This window comes from Alteromonas sp. S005 (assembly GCF_036864475.1).
Lineage (GTDB): Bacteria > Pseudomonadota > Gammaproteobacteria > Enterobacterales > Alteromonadaceae > Alteromonas.
Window position 1 is genome coordinate 1 of the sequence record NZ_JAZETN010000024.1, and the last position, 19,778, is coordinate 19,778.

Annotated in this window: 19 protein-coding genes and 1 pseudogene; 12 read left to right on the forward strand and 8 right to left on the reverse strand. The window is 45.7% G+C overall.

All coding sequences use genetic code 11. The features are described from left to right. A pseudogene (locus V7R55_RS18440) lies at positions 1-211 on the reverse strand (signal recognition particle-docking protein FtsY); the annotation flags it as partial. 66 nt (positions 212-277) lie between these two features. Here V7R55_RS18440 and rsmD point away from each other — a divergent pair. Further along, positions 278-964 (forward strand): 16S rRNA (guanine(966)-N(2))-methyltransferase RsmD, encoded by a 687-nt coding sequence (gene rsmD / locus V7R55_RS18445; RefSeq protein WP_334060743.1) that lies wholly within the window; start codon positions 278-280, stop codon positions 962-964. A 64-nt stretch (positions 965-1,028) separates the two neighbouring features. Here rsmD and V7R55_RS18450 read toward each other — a convergent pair whose 3' ends face one another. Together V7R55_RS18450 and V7R55_RS18455 are read right to left on the reverse strand one after the other, a co-directional pair. After that, positions 1,029-1,607, reverse strand: a complete 579-nt coding sequence (locus V7R55_RS18450) for a YjaG family protein (protein ID WP_334060744.1) — start codon at positions 1,605-1,607, stop codon at positions 1,029-1,031. Then, a complete protein-coding gene (locus V7R55_RS18455) occupies positions 1,608-2,210 on the reverse strand; it encodes a YhgN family NAAT transporter (protein ID WP_118491750.1) in 603 nt (200 codons plus the stop codon). A gap of 494 nt (positions 2,211-2,704) precedes the next feature. On the opposite strand from V7R55_RS18455, the gene V7R55_RS18460 reads away from it, so the two are divergent. Then, entirely contained in the window at positions 2,705-2,887 is a 183-nt protein-coding gene (locus V7R55_RS18460; RefSeq protein ID WP_014950994.1) for a hypothetical protein, read from the forward strand. Positions 2,888-2,932: 45 nt separating this feature from the next. On the opposite strand, the gene pepB is transcribed toward V7R55_RS18460, so the two are convergent. Then, positions 2,933-4,216 (reverse strand): aminopeptidase PepB, encoded by a 1,284-nt coding sequence (pepB, locus tag V7R55_RS18465; protein WP_334060746.1) that lies wholly within the window; start codon positions 4,214-4,216, stop codon positions 2,933-2,935. 190 nt (positions 4,217-4,406) lie between these two features. On the opposite strand from pepB, the gene sfsA reads away from it, so the two are divergent. The 7 genes from sfsA to panC all read left to right on the forward strand — a co-directional run bounded on the left by sfsA (position 4,407) and on the right by panC (position 10,438). Continuing rightward, positions 4,407-5,123, forward strand: coding sequence for a DNA/RNA nuclease SfsA (sfsA, locus tag V7R55_RS18470; RefSeq protein ID WP_334060748.1), 717 nt, complete (start codon positions 4,407-4,409; stop codon positions 5,121-5,123). Positions 5,124-5,363: 240 nt separating this feature from the next. After that, on the forward strand, positions 5,364-5,813 hold the full coding sequence (gene dksA, locus V7R55_RS18475) for an RNA polymerase-binding protein DksA (protein WP_012519849.1): 450 nt from the start codon (positions 5,364-5,366) through the stop codon (positions 5,811-5,813). 73 nt (positions 5,814-5,886) lie between these two features. Next, complete coding sequence (gene gluQRS / locus V7R55_RS18480) at positions 5,887-6,810, forward strand: tRNA glutamyl-Q(34) synthetase GluQRS (RefSeq protein ID WP_334060750.1); 924 nt, start codon at positions 5,887-5,889, stop codon at positions 6,808-6,810. Positions 6,811-6,908: 98 nt separating this feature from the next. Beyond that, a complete protein-coding gene (gene pcnB, locus V7R55_RS18485; protein WP_334060752.1) occupies positions 6,909-8,231 on the forward strand; it encodes a polynucleotide adenylyltransferase PcnB in 1,323 nt (440 codons plus the stop codon). Beyond that, the gene (gene folK, locus V7R55_RS18490) at positions 8,224-8,739 is read left to right on the forward strand and encodes a 2-amino-4-hydroxy-6-hydroxymethyldihydropteridine diphosphokinase (protein ID WP_334060755.1); all 516 of its coding nucleotides are present in this window, start codon (positions 8,224-8,226) and stop codon (positions 8,737-8,739) included. Before pcnB ends, folK begins: the two co-directional genes overlap by 8 nt. A gap of 41 nt (positions 8,740-8,780) precedes the next feature. After that, on the forward strand, positions 8,781-9,575 hold the full coding sequence (gene panB, locus V7R55_RS18495) for a 3-methyl-2-oxobutanoate hydroxymethyltransferase (protein ID WP_334060757.1): 795 nt from the start codon (positions 8,781-8,783) through the stop codon (positions 9,573-9,575). Positions 9,576-9,586: 11 nt separating this feature from the next. Then, positions 9,587-10,438 (forward strand): pantoate--beta-alanine ligase, encoded by an 852-nt coding sequence (gene panC, locus V7R55_RS18500; protein ID WP_334060758.1) that lies wholly within the window; start codon positions 9,587-9,589, stop codon positions 10,436-10,438. A gap of 87 nt (positions 10,439-10,525) precedes the next feature. On the opposite strand, the gene panP is transcribed toward panC, so the two are convergent. Continuing rightward, positions 10,526-12,160 (reverse strand): pyridoxal-dependent aspartate 1-decarboxylase PanP, encoded by a 1,635-nt coding sequence (gene panP / locus V7R55_RS18505; RefSeq protein WP_334060760.1) that lies wholly within the window; start codon positions 12,158-12,160, stop codon positions 10,526-10,528. A 560-nt stretch (positions 12,161-12,720) separates the two neighbouring features. Here panP and V7R55_RS18510 point away from each other — a divergent pair. Further along, positions 12,721-13,452, forward strand: coding sequence for an EAL domain-containing protein (locus tag V7R55_RS18510; protein WP_334060762.1), 732 nt, complete (start codon positions 12,721-12,723; stop codon positions 13,450-13,452). A gap of 96 nt (positions 13,453-13,548) precedes the next feature. On the opposite strand, the gene trmB is transcribed toward V7R55_RS18510, so the two are convergent. From trmB to V7R55_RS18525, 3 genes are read right to left on the reverse strand one after another with little or no spacing between them, the layout of a single operon-like run. Continuing rightward, positions 13,549-14,217, reverse strand: a complete 669-nt coding sequence (gene trmB / locus V7R55_RS18515; RefSeq protein WP_334060764.1) for a tRNA (guanine(46)-N(7))-methyltransferase TrmB — start codon at positions 14,215-14,217, stop codon at positions 13,549-13,551. Next, positions 14,217-15,032, reverse strand: coding sequence for an ABC transporter permease (locus tag V7R55_RS18520; protein WP_205676508.1), 816 nt, complete (start codon positions 15,030-15,032; stop codon positions 14,217-14,219). Before V7R55_RS18520 ends, trmB begins: the two co-directional genes overlap by 1 nt. 26 nt (positions 15,033-15,058) lie before the next feature. Then, positions 15,059-15,991 carry an ABC transporter ATP-binding protein gene (locus V7R55_RS18525; RefSeq protein WP_334060766.1) on the reverse strand — a complete coding sequence of 311 codons (933 nt, stop codon included), beginning with the start codon at positions 15,989-15,991 and terminating at the stop codon, positions 15,059-15,061. Between the two features lie 729 nt (positions 15,992-16,720). Here V7R55_RS18525 and pdsR point away from each other — a divergent pair. Beyond that, entirely contained in the window at positions 16,721-17,410 is a 690-nt protein-coding gene (gene pdsR, locus V7R55_RS18530; RefSeq protein WP_334060767.1) for a proteobacterial dedicated sortase system response regulator, read from the forward strand. Positions 17,411-17,471: 61 nt separating this feature from the next. Further along, complete coding sequence (gene pdsS, locus V7R55_RS18535; protein WP_334060769.1) at positions 17,472-19,640, forward strand: proteobacterial dedicated sortase system histidine kinase; 2,169 nt, start codon at positions 17,472-17,474, stop codon at positions 19,638-19,640. The last annotated feature ends 138 nt before the right edge of the window (positions 19,641-19,778 follow it).

The window sequence follows — 19,778 nt, forward strand, 5'->3', positions numbered from 1 at the left end:
CCTGTGCTTCGGCCTCTGCCTTTAAGCGAGCCTCTTCTTCCGCTTGGGCTTTCGCCTGTGCTTCAGCTTCTGCCTTTGCACGAGCTTCTTCTTCCGCTTGCGCCTTCGCCTGTGCTTCAGCTTCTGCCTTTAAGCGAGCCTCTTCTTCCGCTTGGGCTTTTTGTTTCTCTGCTTTCTTGTTCTTACTGAACCAGCCAAAAAGTTTCGACATCGTTAGGACAAATCCTTATAAATTCTTAGCAATTTCGGCTACACTTGCCGCCTAATGTATGAACGCATGATACCACTGTCGGCCACTATGAAGCGAGTTTCTCGCCCTACTCGGGCACCATCTTCTGCAAAAAAACCTCATTCACCAAAAAAAGGGAAAGCCCAAGGTCCAAGTAGCACTGGGCAAATACGTATTATCGGTGGTCAATGGCGCGGTAGAAAGCTGCCTGTATTAAACGCAGAAGGGTTGAGACCTACTACCGACAGAAATAAAGAGACCTTATTTAACTGGTTAATGCCTCATATTAACGACGCACGCTGTCTAGATGTATTTGCTGGCTCTGGTGGACTGGGGCTAGAAGCATTATCGCGTTATGCCGCCCATTGCGATTTTATTGAATTAGATAATCAAGCTGTGTCACAGCTAAAAAGTAACCTGACTTTGCTTAAAGCAAATGACGTAGCGTCAGCCAACGTCCATCAAGGTAATGCACTAAATATTTTGAAAGGGCTTAACGCTTCAACGCCTACCGAATTACCCTACGATGTAGTATTTGTCGACCCGCCGTTTGGCAAAGATTTAGTAGAACCTACGCTTATATCCCTTGCAGAGCACAATTTAGTGCAAAGGGGCAGCGTGGTTTACTTAGAGCATGAAAGCACGCTCACAACACCTACGTTACCTACCCACTGGCAAGTTATTAAAGAAAAAAACACCAGCGCACTGCGCTACATGTTAATAGAAGTGAACTAACTAAAACGTACACTTAGCGCTGCGTAAAGCCGTGAACCTACCTAAGGTGCACGGCGTAGCGACTTTAAAGTTCAAGGCCTATGTTTGAGATACCCGCTTCCAGTGCAAGGACTTTCATTTCGTCTGCTGCTTTTGCAGGATACTTAGCCTGCTCAACGTAATCGAGCAGTTCGTTTTGTACCTCTACTTCAAATTCCATAAGTGGATGACCTTTCACGGTCTCATCGTCAGCTTCTTCGCTTTCTAATAAATAAGCTTCAACGCTACCTTGAGATAGCTTGCTGATTACCACAGCACCTTGAGGATCGTCACCTGCTATTAGGTTGAGTAGGCCAGCTAATCCGATAGCTGCATCAATAGCAGGGTACACGCCATAGTTATCGTGTTCGCTAGTATCAGGGGTGGCAACTTCCACTTTTTCAAGCTGCACCGCGATATTAAATTTACTTTTGGGAGACTTAAGCGTTTCCCAGACCAAGTTTAAGCAGTTGCGTAAGGCACTCGCATCACCACTTTCTGTAAGCTCACAAAAAAGCGTGTAGTTAGGCAGCATACGTTCAAGTAATGCAGCGCCGAATGCAACGGCTTTCCAGCCTTCCAAGGCGCGAACACGCCCAAAGGTATTAAGTTTTTGCTTTGCCATTTAAAGGGCTCCAGTGGCATGCATGAAATATTTGGTAACGCCATCTAATAACATTTGGATAGCGATCATAACGAGGATCATACCCATTAATCGCTCCATAGCAACTAGGCCACGCTCCCCCAAAATTTTATGGAACACGTTTGAAAATAATAAGATGACAGCGCTAATCGACCAGGAAGCGGCAAGTGCTAGTGACCAATCGACCATTCTATCTGGCGCTTGGTTAGCAAGGAGAATTAGCGCAGCTAACGTTGAAGGGCCTGCGATCATGGGAATAGCAAGAGGTACCAAGAAAGGCTCTTCACCCACAGCAAGTCCGCTGGGGTTACCAGACGACGGAAATATCATCTTAAGCGCGATAAGAAATAAAATGATGCCGCCGGCAATACTCACGGTTTCTTGCTCTACATTCAAAAAGTTGAGTACTGACTGACCACTAAATAGAAATAAGAACAAAATACCAAGGGCAAACAACAACTCTCGAATAAGAATAAATTGACGTCGTTTGGGTTCTATCGATTTAAGCACCGACATAAAAACCGGCAGATTACCGAGCGGATCCATGATCAAAAAAAGCATGACGGCAGCGGACCAGGTATCCATTTGTTATTGTCTCCGGTTGAGAGCGTAAGCCCAATTTAAACGTGAATCGTACAGTATAACCCAAGATTCATGCAGATAGGTGGTTGTGACGCGCAATGGTAAACCAAGCAGAGTGAGTAAAAAACACCTTTTAACACTCTGCACCCGCTCATTACATCTATCTAATTCCGATTCAATGAAACAAGTACACTGCAAACTGAAGTGAACATTAAAAGAATCGTTAAAAAGACTCGAAAAATGGCAGAAATGGGCTTAACTAAAACAATAGGAAGCAGTATGCAACAGGCGTAGCAACGATAACCTTATCTAGGCTTTGGTTTTTGCAATGCGTAGATAAGACCGCTTACCATAGCTAGATGTTTAGTGTTTTATTCGCCTTTTAGGTAATGTCTTGTACAAAGCGCTTCTGATGTAATGATGAGTTGACACTGCCTTGACCAAAGACGAGGTCAGGTTAAAACCTAACAATAACAACCACAATAGGAAAAATTGCAATGAGTTTGATGACGGTAAAAGAAGTGGCGGCATTTCTGGGTGTGCAAGAAGTGCGCGTAGAGCGTCTAGAGCGCGAAAGCCTTTTAGTATCAAAAGACAAAGATACCGACGGTAACCCACTTTTTGATAGCGGTGATGTTGAACGTTATAAAACACTCGCAGAACGCTTAGGCGGGATCTAATTAACGAAAAGGGGCGCCACATTGTGAAGCCCCCTCTGCTTTTATTTATGCACTGAAGTCTTTAAGCATTCTGGCAATTGAACGAATACCTTTTGCTGTTGCACCTACTGGCATTTCAGAGGTTGCGCCACCGTGATAGGCCGCAGCCAAATCTAAATGCACCCAGCCTTCTGGTTTGACAAAGCGCGATAAGAAGCCGGCTGCGTTTGACGCACCGCCACCGCCGCCACCTTTCATCGGGCGACTATTTGCCGTATCGGCAAACGCCGATGGACAGCGATCTGCGTGAAAGTCTTCAAGGGGTAAAGGCCAAAAGCGCTCATTCTCTGCTTTTGCTGCTTTAAGCATTTGATCACGCGCATTGTCATCTAGTGAGAACACGCCGTGATAATCAGAGCCCAGTGCAACCACCGCTGCACCCGTTAGCGTTGCAGCATCGATAATTAGCGGTGCGCCGGTTTCCGTTGCCGCCATTAGACCGTCAGCTAGCACCAAACGCCCCTCTGCATCAGTGTTTACTACTTCAACAGTTACCCCATTTTTGTAGGTAAGTACATCGCCAAGTTTATAAGCGTGACCACTAATAAGGTTCTCCGCGCAGCATAGAATTAGCTGGATACGCTTTTCACTGCCTTGAGAAATAGATAAGCCTAGCGCACCTGTTACCGTTGCCGCGCCACCCATGTCGCATTTCATATCTAACATACCTTCGCTAGATTTAATGCTGTAGCCACCGCTGTCAAAAGTAATCCCTTTACCTACTAGCACAGCATCGACCGGGGCATCTTCGTTGCCTGTGGGATTGTAATCAAGGACTAGCATTGCAGGCGGACGTTCACTTCCTCGGCCTACATTGTAAATGCCAATCCAGCCTTGCTCTTTAAGGTCTTCACCTACTGTCATTGAGTAAGAGACTTTGTCCCCACCCAGTGATTTAAGCCACTGTGCAGCACGTGTCGCTAGGGTTTCAGGGCTAAGGTCTTCAGGAGTTTCGTTTACCAGCTGGCGAGTAAATAATAATGCTGCATACTCCTGCTCTAGCGCAGCTTTGTCAGCCGTATCCGCCCATTGGATAGAGGCAGGCTTAAGAGCACGTGTAAAGCTAAGTGCAAAGGCCCACTGTTGCTCTTTATGCCAATCCCCCTTAAGTGCAACGGCAGGCAACCCTAGACCATCTAATTTTCTCGCTGCTTGCTGAATTAATCGCTCGTTAAGCTTGTCATCAGGTAGATGAATAACTGCACCTGATTCAGTGAAAGAAAGCTTAGCGCTTTCGCCCCATACAGCTTCAGCACTATTGGTTGAAAGGCTAACGGTAAATTCTGCCATCGCGTTTTATTCCTTATACATCGTTTTGTTTTCGATAAGCGCTTTTTGCGCTTGCTCAAATCTTTGTTACTCTCTTATGCCTGCATACCACGAACGTGTTGCTCATTTCCCACAAACCCTATGCATAGCACACAAATAACTGCAGGGAACAACGACGCGGTGAACCTAATTTTTATAAAAAAGGCGATACATGAAGTTTTCACCTTCCTTATTACGCGGCACCTTAATTAAAAGGTACAAGCGATTTCTTGCCGACGTTGAGCTAGACGACGGTTCGATCGTTACTGCTCATTGTCCAAATACAGGTGCAATGACCGGCTGCGCTGAGCCGGGATACACGATTTTTTTAAGTGAGTCGACAAACCCTAAACGAAAGCTAAAGTATACATGGGAACTTGCACAAACGTTTGATGGTCACTTCATCGGTATCAATACACACAATGCTAATAAGTTGGTGGCAGAAGCACTAGATAACAAGGTGCTAGATGAATTTTCCGATATCAGCGGTTGGAAAGCAGAAGTAACACCACCAACTGCCAATAGCCGATTCGACTTCGCGTTAACGCGAGCAAATACGCAGGGTCAAGAGCTTACAGAATACATGGAAGTAAAGTCCGTTACCTTAGCGGAAAATAATAAAGGCTACTTTCCCGATGCGGTAACTCAGCGAGGTGCAAAACACTGCTTAGAGCTAGCTCGCCTAGCGCAAAGCGGTGTAAAAACCAGCTTGTTGTTCTGTGTGCAACATACCGCTATTGAAAGTGTTCAAGTTGCAAAGCATATTGATCCAACCTATGCAGAAAGCGTACAGATTGCCGCTAATGCAGGCGTAACTGTACTTGCCGCAGGCTGTATAATTGATGAACAAAAAATCCTATTAAATCAATCACTCCCTGTGATTTTATAAAAAATAGGTTGATTTTTTTCATTTCGCCTTCATATTTGCGCCTTGTTTTAGTGGTAGAACGCACTAATGCGTTTGCTGGTAGCCAGTCGTATAAGTGATTAAACATCTGGCAAATATTAGAAACAACACACCAGCATAATAATTACATAGACACGATCGATTGCCTGAAGCTGTCGAGTCTGATATAGATATCGGTCCAATCAGGACAAGATGGATGTCGTAGTGTAGGAGATGTGGCAGATGCCAACAGGAAAAGAAACAAAATCCCTAGGACTATTAGCGCTGGCAGGTTTGCAGCCGTACGAGCCAAAAGCTGACGAAGAGTATATGGGCGAGCCCCAACTAGAGCACTTTCGTCTATTGCTTAAAGCGTGGCGCAATCAACTTCGTGAAGAGGTTGACCGTACGGTAACGCACATGAAGGATGAAGCAGCAAACTTCCCTGATCCTGTAGACCGTGCAGCTCAAGAAGAAGAGTTCAGCCTTGAGTTACGTACACGTGACCGTGAGCGTAAGCTAATAAAGAAAATTGAAAAAACGCTTAAGCGCATTGAAGAAGACGATTTCGGCTTCTGCGATTCTTGTGGTATCGAAATTGGTATCCGTCGCTTAGAAGCGCGTCCTACAGCTGATTTGTGTATCGACTGTAAGACCATGGCTGAAATCAAAGAAAAACAACTTCAAGGTTAAGCTAATAACCGCGAGTATGTTGATATAGAAAGCCTCATCCCAAAAAGATGGGGCTTTTTGTTAAGCTCTAATTATGCATAACAACTATGTAGGGCGTTTTGCTCCCTCACCTTCCGGCCAATTACATTTCGGTTCACTCGTTACTGCTGTTGCAAGCTACCTAGACGCGAAAAGCCATAACGGCAAATGGTTGCTTCGCATGGAAGACATTGACGAACCACGCTGTATAGCAGGAGTCGATAAGGACATCCTCACCACACTTGAAGCCCATGGTTTGTATTGGGATGGCGATGTCATTTACCAAAGTCAGCAACATCCTCGTTATCAAGCGATCCTTAATGATTTACTTGCTCAAAAGCGTGCCTACTTTTGCACTTGTACACGTAAGCAAATTAAAGCTATGGGCGGTATCTATAACGGCAATTGTCGGGGCAAATCGGTGTGTTCAGCCACACAGGACTGTGCACTGCGCCTAAAAGTAGATATGCCACTTGAGGCGTTTGAAGATGTGCTCATGGGTAAGGTTACGCCTTCTAGTTCAAGCGCCAGCTTAAACGCCGAAGATGTAGTACTTAAGCGACGCGACGGTTTGTTTTCTTACAATCTTGTGGTCATTTTGGACGATGTATTTCAGCAAGTTAACTGTGTAATCAGAGGGTGCGACCTTATTGATGTAACGCCATTGCAGCGCGCGGTGTATAAAACACTCGGTTACACTGCCCCTCAATACGGGCATGTGCCGGTAGCGGCTGTCGCGCCAGGCAGAAAACTGAGTAAACAAAATCGAGCAGCCCCCGTTAACAGCGATACAGCACTAGATAATATTGTGCGTGTAATGAACTTTTTAGGCTTTCCCTTTCCAAGTACTTCAGAATTTGATGATATTGATTCAGCGCTTAAAACGGCAATTTCCATGTGGGATAGGAAAAAAGTAGTGAAAACACCCGAAATTATTGTTCCACAGCATGAATCCACTTATCATAGCAGACCTTTATAGTCTTCGGAGATACCATCATCATTCATCGTGTTTTTAAATCTGTTAAGCGTGCTTTTTCAAAAGAAAGCTCGTCCTCTGACGCTTTGAAGCCAAGGACGATGACCCGTGGAGAGCACGGTATATCTCGTGAAGATGTAAGCGCAAATGCATTGAAAGTAATGTATCGCCTTAATGGAGCTGGCTTTGAATCCTACTTGGTGGGAGGCTGTGTACGCGACATTTTGATGGGTCATGAACCAAAAGACTTCGACGTAGTGACTAACGCTACGCCTGAACAGATTAAGGGATTATTCAGAAATTGCCGTCTTATCGGCAGGCGCTTTCGCCTGGCACACATTGTCTTTGGCCGTGAAATCATAGAAGTTGCCACATTCCGTGGCCATCACCAAGAGTCAGATGAAGACGAAAACCTCCCTAAGGGCAAAGCTATTGCTAAGCGTGACGCACATGGCCAGTTAGTACGTGATAACGTATTTGGCTCTATCGAGGAAGATGCTGAGCGCCGGGATTTCACCTTCAACGCCATGTATTACAGCGTGGCCGACTTTACGGTAAAGGACTTCGCTAATGGCCTAGCCGCGATAGAAAAGCGTGAAGTTGAGCTAATTGGCGACCCAGAAACACGCTACCGTGAAGACCCTGTGCGCATGCTACGCGCGGTACGTTTTGCCGTTAAACTTGGCATGAGCATCGAAGAAAAAACCGCGGCACCGATGAAATCTCTGGCGAACCTTCTCCAGAACATACCACCAGCACGTTTGTTTGAAGAAACCCTTAAATTGTTTTTATCGGGGAAAGGGGAAGAAACCTTTTTGATGCTGCACGAATACGGTTTAATTGAGCCTTTATTTCCCCAGCTTACGCCATTTTTAAAAGATGAAAACAGCCGAGAGATGCAGTTTGTACGCCGCGTGCTTGCCAATACCGATGAACGCATTAATAACGATCAGCGTGTGACACCAGCTTTCCTTTATGCGGCATTATTATGGTATCCGGTTGAAGAGCAGTCTCAACGCTTGCAAAGCGAGTCTGGCTTAAACGCACACGATGCATTTAACATTGCATCAGGCGAAGTTATTGCCCGTCAGACGCAACGCATTATGATCCCTAAGCGTTTCTCTACCGTGGTACGTGACATCTGGATATTACAGCAGCGTCTTCCTAAACGCTTTGGTCGACGCGCGTTTCAATTGCTTACTCACCCGAAATTCAGAGCTGGCTATGACTTTTTATTGGCTCGAGGCCAAGTAGAAGGCGGCGATTTGCTTGAGCTAGCCCAGTGGTGGACGCACTTCCAGCACGCTGACAATGGTAAACAAAAAGGCATGCTTAACGCGCTTCGCAAAAGCGAGGGTGGCGGAAAAGGTGCACCGCGAAAACGCAAGCGTAAACCCGCAGCGAAACGAGGTCCAGATGCATAAAGAGCATGTTTACATTGGCGTAGGTAGCAACCTGGGTAATAGCCAGGAAAAAGCGCAGCGTGCGTTTGATGCCATAAGCCGATTAGAAGATACTCGCGTACTTAAAACCTCTTCGCTTTATTCCAGTAAGCCGATGGGACCGCAAGACCAACCTGACTATATTAATGCAGTATGCTTAATAGAAACGTCGCTTAAACCTCACGGACTGTTAAAACAACTTCAGCGCATCGAGCTAGAAGAAGGCCGCGAGCGTAAAGGTGAACGCTGGGGCCCGCGCACGCTAGACTTAGATATATTGCTATACGGCAGTGAAACTATTGATACTGCAGATTTGATCATTCCTCACTACGGTATGGCAGAACGTGAGTTCGTTATGGTCCCCCTGTTTGAGATTGCCCCTAATATGGTAATGCACGACGGTAAGCCTATTTCAGCGTGGGTTGCTAACTGTTCGCTAGAGGGACTTAGTCGCCTGCGAGACTTCCAATTAGCGACAAAATCCGTATAGTTCGCCACACGATATCAACAAATATCAATCTGAGACATGTCATGAAGAAAGTAACAGTATCTGGCTTGCTTAAGAAAAAGCAGGCCGGGGAAAAGATCACCTCTTTAACCGCTTACGACGCCAGCTTCGCCAAAATGTTTGATGAACAAGGCGTAGACGCCCTTCTTATCGGCGACTCTTTAGGCATGGTTCTTCAAGGTGAAGACGACACCCTTCCAGTAACTATCGACGATATTGCTTATCACACAAAAAGCGTGCGTCGCGGTACCGAGCGCGCTTTCGTTTTAGCTGATATGCCGTTCATGTCTTACGCCACAACAGAGCAGACCTACACTAATGCAGCAAAGCTAATGGCTGCCGGTGCTAGTATGGTAAAAATGGAAGGCGGAAGCTGGTTATGCGACACTATTAAAGGCTTAAACCTTCGCGGCGTACCCGTGTGCGGGCATCTAGGCTTAACACCCCAGTCAGTTCACGTATTCGGTGGATTTAAAGTACAAGGTCGTGAAGCAAGCCAAGCAGAAAAGCTGCTTAGCGAAGCAAAAGCGTTAGAAGAAGCCGGTATTCAGCTACTAGTACTTGAGTGCGTACCTTCATCACTAGGAAAAGCGGTAAGCGAAGCCCTAACTATACCGGTAATCGGCATAGGCGCAGGTAAAGATACCGACGGCCAAATTCTAGTGATGCACGATATGTTCGGTATCAGCGCCAACTACATGCCCAAGTTCTCCAAGAACTACCTTGTAGAAACCGGTGATATGCGTAAAGCTGTGTCAAAATACATTGAAGATGTGCAAAGCGGCGCGTTTCCTTCTGCTGAACACAGCTTCGAATAACGGGGTAAATTATGAAGGTGCTTGATAGTATTTCAGCATTGCGCGACACCGTAAATACGTGGCGTCGAAATGGTGAAACCGTAGGCTTTGTTCCCACGATGGGCAACCTGCATGATGGTCATCTTAAACTAGTAAAAAAAGCGAAAGCGCACAACGATAAAGTGGTGGTAAGCATTTTTGTTAATCCCATGCAGTTTGGCGCAAACGAAGACTTAGACGCTTATCCACGCACCATTGAAGAAGACAAAGCTAAGCTGATTTCTGTAGGTGCAGACGCCGTATTTTTACCTAGCGTTGCTGAAATGTATCCGGCAGGTCTCGATGCACAGACATTCGTAGAAGTACCCGGCATTTCCGACTCTCACTGTGGCGCCAGTCGTCCAGGGCATTTTCGCGGTGTGGCAACCGTGGTCACCAAGCTGTTTAACATGGTACAGCCAGACGATGCTTTCTTTGGCGAAAAAGATTTCCAGCAGCTACAAGTGATCCGCGCTTTAGCGCGCGACTTGTCGATGGCGGTAACCGTTCATGGTGTACCTACCGAGCGCGAAGCGTCAGGTCTGGCAATGAGCTCTCGAAATGGCTACCTGACAAACGCAGAAAAAGCCACAGCGAGCGCTATCTTTGAAGAGATGCAGCGTATTAAAGCGAGCATCGAAAATGGTAAGACTAACTTTGCTGAACTTGAAAGCACCATGGTAGCGAATTTAGAAGCGAAAGGCTTTAAGAAAGACTACTGCCAAGTAGTTAACGCAGCTACGTTTGAAGCGGCGAGCGATAGCGACAAAGAGCTAGTATTGCTAGTTGCTATGTTTATGGGTAAGACCCGTTTAATCGATAACATGCAGATTACGAGAAATTAAACGTAAGACGCTTATTCACAAACTATAAAAAACGCCCGACGCATTACTTCATGCATCGGGCGTTTTTTTGTTTTTCGCTGTTAAAAATTAAGAAGCAACGGTATCAGCTTCGCGAACAAAATCCATTAGCTCTTTCCAAGCCTGCGTCTCTTTCGCAATAAGATGTTGCTCGGCCAAAATAGCGGCCAAATCATTATGGCTCGTTAGCGGGTTAGCTAAGACCACGCGAAATACGGTAATACATTGAGACGGGTAATCTGGCGCTTCTAAACGGGTACGAGATACAAATGACTTACCAGCTTCACGCTGCTGCTTTTGTACTGCGACAACAAGCGCGTCGACTTTTTGGTTAATTGCGTTGCGCGTTTGGGCGTTAGCGTGCTTTAACTTTTCCTGCACTTCTTCAGGACACACTCGATAGGTTAATAGCGATAACGTCGGCGTAGTCGTTAACTCAAAGTCTCTCGCCTTATCTATCATTTGTGAGAAGTCTTTGGCTTTATCGATACTGCGATCAATAAGAAGCTCATACCCTTTACGACCAAATATATGCAGTGCCGAGTACACCATCATGGCCATACCGTTACGGGAGCCCTCTAGCGTCGTCGCGCCCAAATCTTTAGAGCCTGCACGGAGTATATACTGAGCGTGATGTCTCACCGCGTTGGCATTTTGTGGATCTTTAAAAAGCGCCATGCCCGCGCCCATGGGCACGTACATTTGCTTGTGGGCATCAATGGTGACTGAGTCTGCTCGCTCAATGCCCTTTAATCGGTCGCGATAGCGCGCAGAAAATAGGGTAGCGCCACCCCAAGCAGCGTCTACGTGGAACCAGCAGCCCAGTTCTTTTGCGACGTCAGCAAGTTCATCTAGCGGGTCTACGTGGCCGGTCTCAGTGGTACCGCCCACACCAACGATAGCAAGAAGCTTATTTCCCTCTTCTTGGTAGCGTTTACCAATGCGCAGGGCTTTTGCTGGATCTAAGGTTTGTTTCGGCGCAGCTACCGTTAGTAACTGCTCGCGACCTAAACCTAGTACGTCTACTGCCTTCGATAACGAGTAGTGGCCGCGTTTGCTGCACATTACCCCTAAGTTATTAATATCGTAGTGACGATAAGCAGCAGCGAGACCAGCTTTAGCTACGCCTGAAAAACCTTTTTGTGGGCCGAGCAATTTATTGCGAGCTACCCATAAAGCGGTGATATTGGCGATGGTACCGCCAGAACAGAATGCGCCTAATGAGTGTGCTGCACTGTGTAAGTGCTCATCATAAAAATCTTGAGGCTGGTCGTACACAAGGTTGTGCATCATACCCAGCACTTGGCGTTCTAGGGGCGTAAACGCTTTAGAGGTCTCTATTTTAACCAGGTTCTGATTAAGCCCTACCATTAGCTTAGAAAGCGGTAGATGAAAATAAGGCAACGCAGAGGTCATGTGACCAATAAAAGTAGGCGAGTAAGTATTTACAGAGTGCGCAACAAGCTTATCAAGTAAGCTTTCAGCATGAGTAGACACAAACTCAGGTGACTCAGGCACTTTGGAGTCTGAAAAATCTTTTTCAATTTCTTCTAACGATGTCTTTTTTGTCACTACATGCTGCGACAAAAAATCTAAGATATTGTCAGATAAATGCTGCTCTATTTGAGCCAGCTTTGAGTCTTTGTGTTCAGGTTTGGTAAAGACCCTAAACAGGTGCTCTAAACTAACTTGCGCTTCACCCACTCAACACACCTCATACTTTAAACAATCACACATTTCGCTTACATTTATTGGGCGAAATAAACAGGCGGTTTTGTAGGGTACCGGCCTGACACTTACTTTTCCTTTTAGCCAATTAGCATGCTTCTTAAACTGCAGCTATTTAACCCCTATATCTCGTTGCCATATAAAAACTAGATATCGGCTAGGCTAATGCGCGTTGACGCGGTCCATTCGTTGCCAAACCTGAAACTTATCACAATACTTTCAGGGTGTGGCACTTTACATCAGATTGCAATGCTCGCCAAGAGGTAGAAACCGCCAATTCACCGTCTTATGTGAAACATTCAGACTGGTTAGTCAATTTTCATGGACATGACTGACACACTATACCTTTAGCTGCCTAGTGATGTGACCTGCAAGGATAAACCATACTTCTTTCAAATTAGTACCGCAAAATTTTGCACTCTCAACTATATTTAATTTATGAATAGTGCGGATGTGCAGTCTGCTATAGCTGTTAAGTGCAGGTCTCAGCGACGTATCAGTCACTATTAGATACATTATTGCAAGGAGGTCGGTTTATGCCTATACGCGAAATATCCGAGGATTTCTCCATAGAAGATATTGTCCCCTACTTTCAACCCATCGTTGATTTAAATAGCCAAGGAGTGTGGCGATACGAATGCCTAGCACGTCTAATTACCCGAGGGGATAAAACGTTTCTTCCCAGCGAGTTTCTTTATCTTATTGAACGAGAGCAGCATGTAAACACGCTTGCGGCGAGTATGTTTGTGCAATGTGCTAGCTATTTTCACGACGTCAATATTCCTTGGAATATCAACATAAGCGCCAAAGATTTATATAACCAAGAGCTCACCAACACACTTATAACCCACTTAGCGAGTTACCCTGCGCCCGAGCGAGTAAGCATTGAAGTCAGTGCATCTACAGCACTGTCTAACCCTAAAAACTTAACCGCCTTTATAGAAAAAAGTATGCATGCCGGGCTTGGCGTGTTTATCGATAATGTAGGCTCTTGCCCAGGAAATATCCGGGCGTTGATGAACCTGCCGGTTCGGGGCATAAAGCTAGCTGGTGGGCTTATTAAACATTACGATGAACAAGAGGCAGTAAGGGAATATGTAGACTATCTGCTGTCTCTATGTGAACGCCATGGAGTAAGCACTATTGCCGAGCACGTAGAAGACGAGGCGCATCTAGAACGCGTAAAACGCCTGCCCATTCCTTATGCACAGGGATATGTGTTTAGTCCGCCCATGGCGAATGTGCGAAGTGCCACTGCGCGCCATTAATAAGCGAATTATACAAATTTGAATAACAAACGGGGCGAGATTTTCATCTCACCCCGCTTTTATCAGCTTTCAGTATTTTTTGCTGCTATAGCAGACTCAGCCTTCTTCGCTACGACAGTTAAGCTGCCAGCACGATTGACCGCTCCCTCGGTACTTTCGCTCAAACGGCGTCATGTGGTCATCGCCAGTGACTTCAGATAAATCAGACACCATGCCGTAGTGTTTAGCCGCTTGCGCAAATTCCATTAGATAAATAAGCCAGTTGCTACGCACTTCAATATTTGGGGTGATCGCCATCAGATCCACCATAGCCGCACTACCGTGCCAGCGCTTTTGAACCTGCGTCTTTTTAGGGTACGGATTAGGATACAACAGAAAATGCTGAGTCACGTTCCAATTAGACTGCTTTACTAAGCGCCAGAAGTCGTTCACATCGGCACGAATAACCCGATAGTTGTCTTGCTGTGCACTGTAATGTTCATGTTTATCCACCCGCAGCGCCGACTTATCAATGCCGATAACGCGCGCATTAGGGTTTGCTCTTGCAATATTCGCCGTACTTTCCCCAACGCCGCAGCATGAATCTAAAATGATCTCGCCGCTAAAGCCATCAAGCCACGCGCTGACATCGTCAAAAGCGGTTTGTGTATGGTCGCTAATAGGTCGCTTATTTTCACTCGCTTGGTACTTTTTCACTAAGTCGTCTAACTTATCGTGAATACCTACCTGCGAGGTGGTGATTTCTCTTGAGTTACCGCTGGTCATTAGCTACGAATACCTTTACCGGTTTTAAGCAAATAGTAGGCAACACTGAATAACAGCGCGTTAAAGCCTACTAATAATGTAAGCGATAAGGTTACATTTACGTCAGAGACCCCCAAGAAGCCATAACGAAACCCGTTGACCATATACACAACAGGGTTCGCCTTACTCACCCACTGCCAGAATTCAGGTAAAAGCGACAACGAATAAAACACGCCACCTAAGTAAGTTAACGGTGTTAATACAAACGTTGGCACCACGCTAATATCATCAAAGGTCTTCGCAAACACTGCATTTATTAAACCCGCAGTCGCAAACAAGGTAGAAGTGAGTAACAACGTGAGCGCAATAATGCCCAAATTGTGGATTTGCACATCAACGAAAAACAGCGACACCAAGGTAACGATAATACCTATCAGTATGGCGCGGGCCACGCCGCCGCCCACATACCCCAGAATAATGACCGAAGTGGGCACAGGTGATACAAGTAGCTCTTCTATATTGCGCTGAAATTTAGCACTAAAAAATGAAGAGGACACGTTGGCGTAGGAGTTTGTGATCACCGACATCATAATAAGACCGGGCACAATAAACTCCATGTAAGTAAAGCCACCCATTTCGCCAATACGGTTGCCGATGAGGCTACCGAATATCACGAAGTACAAACTCATTGTAATAGCTGGCGGCACAAGGGTTTGTACCCATATGCGCAAAAAGCGCGTACATTCTTTTATCCAAATAGTGGTTAGCGCCACATAGTTTTGCTTAAACCAACCCACGTTTTCTTCTGTGTTCATTTGTGTACTTTCAGTTTTCATGTTTTTCACCTTAACCTGCTGTGGGTTTAGCCAGCTTGCTTCGCTGATTCAACTAAACGCACAAATAGCTCTTCAAGGCGATTTGATTTATTGCGCATGCTCATTACTTGAATACCCTTTTCACTGAGTTGGGTGAAAACCGGGTTCAATCCTTCGGTCTTCTCTACATCAACTTCAAGGGTATGGTCGTCAATCAAACGGTGTTCAAAGCCGGTTAGTAGGTCACCTGTCGTCGTCATGCCCTCTGGAATTTTGATATCCAACACAAAGGTTTCTAGGCTTAACTTAGAGAGTAACGCTTTCATGCTGGTGTTCTCGACAATGGTGCCCTTGTTAATAATGGCGATATTACGACACAGCATTTCTGCTTCTTCAAGATAGTGGGTAGTGAGTATAATCGTGATCCCCTGGCGGTTAATCTCTTCTAAGAAACCCCACATAGAGCGGCGAATTTCAATATCTACGCCCGCGGTTGGCTCATCTAAAATAAGTAATTTCGGCTCATGCATGAGTGCTCGAGCAATCATCAGTCTTCGCTTCATACCACCCGATAGCTCACGCGCGCGAGCATCGCGTTTTTCCCACAGGTCAAGCTGAGCAAGGTATTTTTTAGCACGCTCTTTCGCAATACTGCGCGGTACGCCGTAGTAACCTGCCTGATTCAATACAATTTGCAGTACAGTTTCAAACTGGTTGAAATTGAACTCTTGTGGCACTAGACCAATGCAGGCTTTTGCTAGCTCTTTTTGCGTTGTGAGGTCATAACCAAACACCGACACACTGCCATTGGTTTGGTTTACAAGTGAACTGATAATACCAATAGTGGTAGATTTACCCGCCCCATTTGGGCCAAGTAATGCGAAGAAGTCTCCTTCTTGTACTGTAAGGTCGACGCCTTTTAGTGCCTGTACGCCACCTTTGTAGGTTTTGGTTAACCCTTTAATGTCCAACGCTTTCATGATTTGCCCATAGTGAGAGTGTGATCACTAAGACGTATTGACCTTTGATGCAAACCAAAGGTCAGCACGCCCTAATTAACTTTAGTGAGATGCAGTTATCTGTCGCTAACAATATATAGTTAACGAAGTGTAACCTAGTTCATGCTATTAAATGAATACACTCGCGTTTAGTGGCTGCTTTAAACAGTTTAAACTTTCGTCTCTTAAATGAGAGCGAAAACGCCTTTTTTCAACCCCAATAAAAAAGCGCCGCGTACCGTTGGGGTAGTACGCAGCGCAAAGGGTAGCTTAATACCAGTCTGAATAGATAATTAAGACTTTTACGTAGAAGTTCAGCCTTACCGCTTCCACGGCACTGTTTCCCCTCTCCTAGTCTTAAAGAGGCTTCTACAGTGCAATCCGCCTATCTTGCTTGGCACTTAAAAAAAGCAGTGCACTAAACTCGACGGACAAATACTATTAAACCCGTTATTCATGGCAAAAAAAGCGCGTAATTATGGAAATGTGGTGGTGATTTAAAATGCCTGTACAATCAGCATGTAGAGGAGTGCGCAGAGCCTTATTTAAAACCGCGTTTCTCAATGCTCTTCCAGCTTAAATTTCACGATACCCACTCTCAAATATGGCGTAAATGAGGCAGGCTGGAGGATTTTATGCCGAACTTAGGCAATAGCTTTTGTTCATAGGTATAGTGTTCGCTCTATCAGAATAATATTTGCGGGTTAATGTATGCCAAAGACAATTGCATTAGTGGAAGATGACGCGGCCATTCGCGAAAACTACATTATGGCGCTTAAAGCGCAGGGATATAGCGTAAATGCCTATGAAGACAGGCCATCTGCGGCCGAAGCGTTTAACCACACCCTACCCGACTTAGCCATTATAGATATTGGTTTGAAAGATGAGATAGAAGGTGGGTTTATGCTTTGCCAGCAACTGCGAGGTCTTTCTCAAACCCTACCTATCATCTTTTTTACTGCACGAGATAACGACGTAGATACTATCAGCGGCCTTAGAATGGGCGCGGACGACTATCTGACTAAAGATATCAGCATGGCTCATCTGCTAGCACGCATTGCAGCCTTGTTCAGGCGTACAGACTTACTTGCTGCCCCCACAGAGCAAAAAGACGAACTAAAAGTGGGCGACTTAAAAGTAGACGTGTCGAGAATGACGGTAAGCTGGCAAAACCAGCCCGTTTTATTAACGGTCACAGAGTTTTGGATGCTGCATGCGCTCATTAAGCGCCCTGGTCATGTGAAAAGCCGCCAACAGTTAATGGATGAGTCCAGAATGGTGGTAGACGACACCACTATTACTTCGCATATCAAACGTATGCGCAAGAAGTTTGTACAACTTGACGCAAGCTTTGATCATATCGATACCGTGTACGGTATGGGATATCGCTGGCAGCTTTAAAATGCTTGCGTCTGAAGCTGTGTGTCACCAGTAAGAAAAATAGAGGCAACCGACTACACTCATGGGATTTCGCTTTTCTATCCGCCTTCAGCTAATGGTGCTGTCGTTGTTCCTATTCACCATTCCCTACTTGGGCTATAACTATGTGTGGGAGCTCGAGCAGTACCTTAGAAATGGTCAAGAGCAAACCATGATAGGTACGGCGCGAGCCGTTGCCACTGCCCTTCACGAACGACCCGCTTTATTTGATAGTCAATCAGCTTATCTTCAAGACGTACGCCCCGGCACAGACCTTTACGCGCCGCCTATTCCTTATCCTATTCAGCTAGATGGCGAACTTAACGACTGGCAGCAAGTTAGCGAATTAATGAGCGAGTATGGCAGTAATGAAGTCATTGAGTATTACAACGGCTTTGCTGGCGAACCCACTAGCCTGTCATTTAAACATATGGTGGGACGCTACGGACAATTTCTGTATGCCATGTTTGAAGTCAGCGATGACGGGCTGTTATGGCGGCAACCTAATAGCTTAAGCGTAGAAACGGGCGACCATTTACTTATCGGCATGGAAACTCCACAAGGCGAGCTAGCAAGATACGTTGTTGCGCCCTACGAAAGTGGCTGGGTAAACGCGTACAAACTTGCTACCAACACATCCACAACGCGGGCAATAGAGAACGCGCTTTCTATTCAAGGTCGCTGGCAGGAGACCGCCACTGGCTACAACATTGAACTGCGCTTTCCGCTGTCTATGACCACAGGCGGCTTAGCATTTACACTTGTCGATGTAGACAACAATGAACGTCGATTGAAGCAATACGCTTTAGGCACAGCAAATACAAAAGAGCTCGCTGAATTGGGTACTGTCATAACGCCCTCGCCTGAAATTGAGCGTATCCTGGCGGGTTTAAAATATGCCGATTCGCGGGTGTGGGTCGTAGATAAGCACAAGCGGGTACTTGCTCGTGCTGGTGATATTCAGTCGGCCACTGGCATTAAAGTAGATGAAAAAGAGGCCGCATCCAACGCGGTTTGGCAATGGATAGAAAGTGAGTGGTTACTTCCACTTTACTACCAAATCCTTACCCGTCCACCTGCCGACTTTATCGATGAGTTAGACGATGCCTATGCGCTCGTGGGGCAGGATTTAGGGACGGCGTTAAATGGACAACCAGACTCACTTTGGCGTTTATCACCCGATAACAAAGCCATAGTACTTTCCGCTGCCTACCCTATTTTTATTGAAGGCAACGTAATGGGTGCAGTTATTGTAGAGCAAACCACCAATGGCATTCGCACCTTGCGAAACCGAGCACTAGAGCAACTCTTTCACGTAATTTTGGCAGTGATGACCATAGGTACATTAGGGCTATTGCTTTTCGCTACGCGAATTTCAAACCGCATTCGCTCTCTTCGCGATAATACCGAAGCTGTCATTGACGACAATGGCAAAATCATTGGAGCCCTGCCGGTATCAAATCAGCGTGATGAAATCGGTGATTTATCTCGTTCATTTGCCGACGTCCTTTCACGCTTGCAGCAGTACAACTCCTACTTAGAAAACATGGCATCTCGTTTGTCCCACGAGCTTAGAACACCTATCGCTGTGGTGAAGTCATCCTTGGATATGCTTTCTCACGTTAATGATGCTGACCAACAAGCGGTCTTTGTTGAAAGGGCTCAATCCGGCGTAAATCGTCTAAGCACCATATTAAACAGCATGAGTGAAGCTACGCGATTAGAGCAAGCGATTGAGCAAGAAGACGTCGAAACCTTTAATATTACTAAGGTAATAGACGGATGTGTTCAGGGATATCAGCACGCTTATGCGCAAAGAAAATGGACCTTTAGTTCCACTGATAATAGTTTGCTTATTAACGGGTCACCTGAACTTATTGCCCAACTTTTCGATAAAATCGTGTCAAACGCTGTGGACTTCAGCAAAGACAATGATGAGCTCATCGTCAAACTGGAAAAGCATGACAAGTCAGTGCGTTTGTCAGTGAGTAACCCCGGGCCTTTACTTCCCAAAGGAATGAAGAGCCAGCTGACGCAATCCATGGTGTCGGTAAGAAAAGAAAATGACGTGCAAAACGCGACTAACTCCCCTCATTTAGGGTTAGGTCTTTATATTGCGAACATGATAGCCACTTTTCATAAAGGTCAGCTCTTATTAAATGATAGGGAAGATGGCTCGGGTGTTATCGTTACCGTCAATCTGCCGCAATAACTCTGATATAAACCATTTTTGGCGAAGATACCTGTTATAGACAATCGGAGAGTCTATTAGCAATAGCAGTGGTGAGCTATCTCACAGAGGCAACTGGCAAATATATAAAGAATATTTAGATTAAGCGCCACTTAAAAC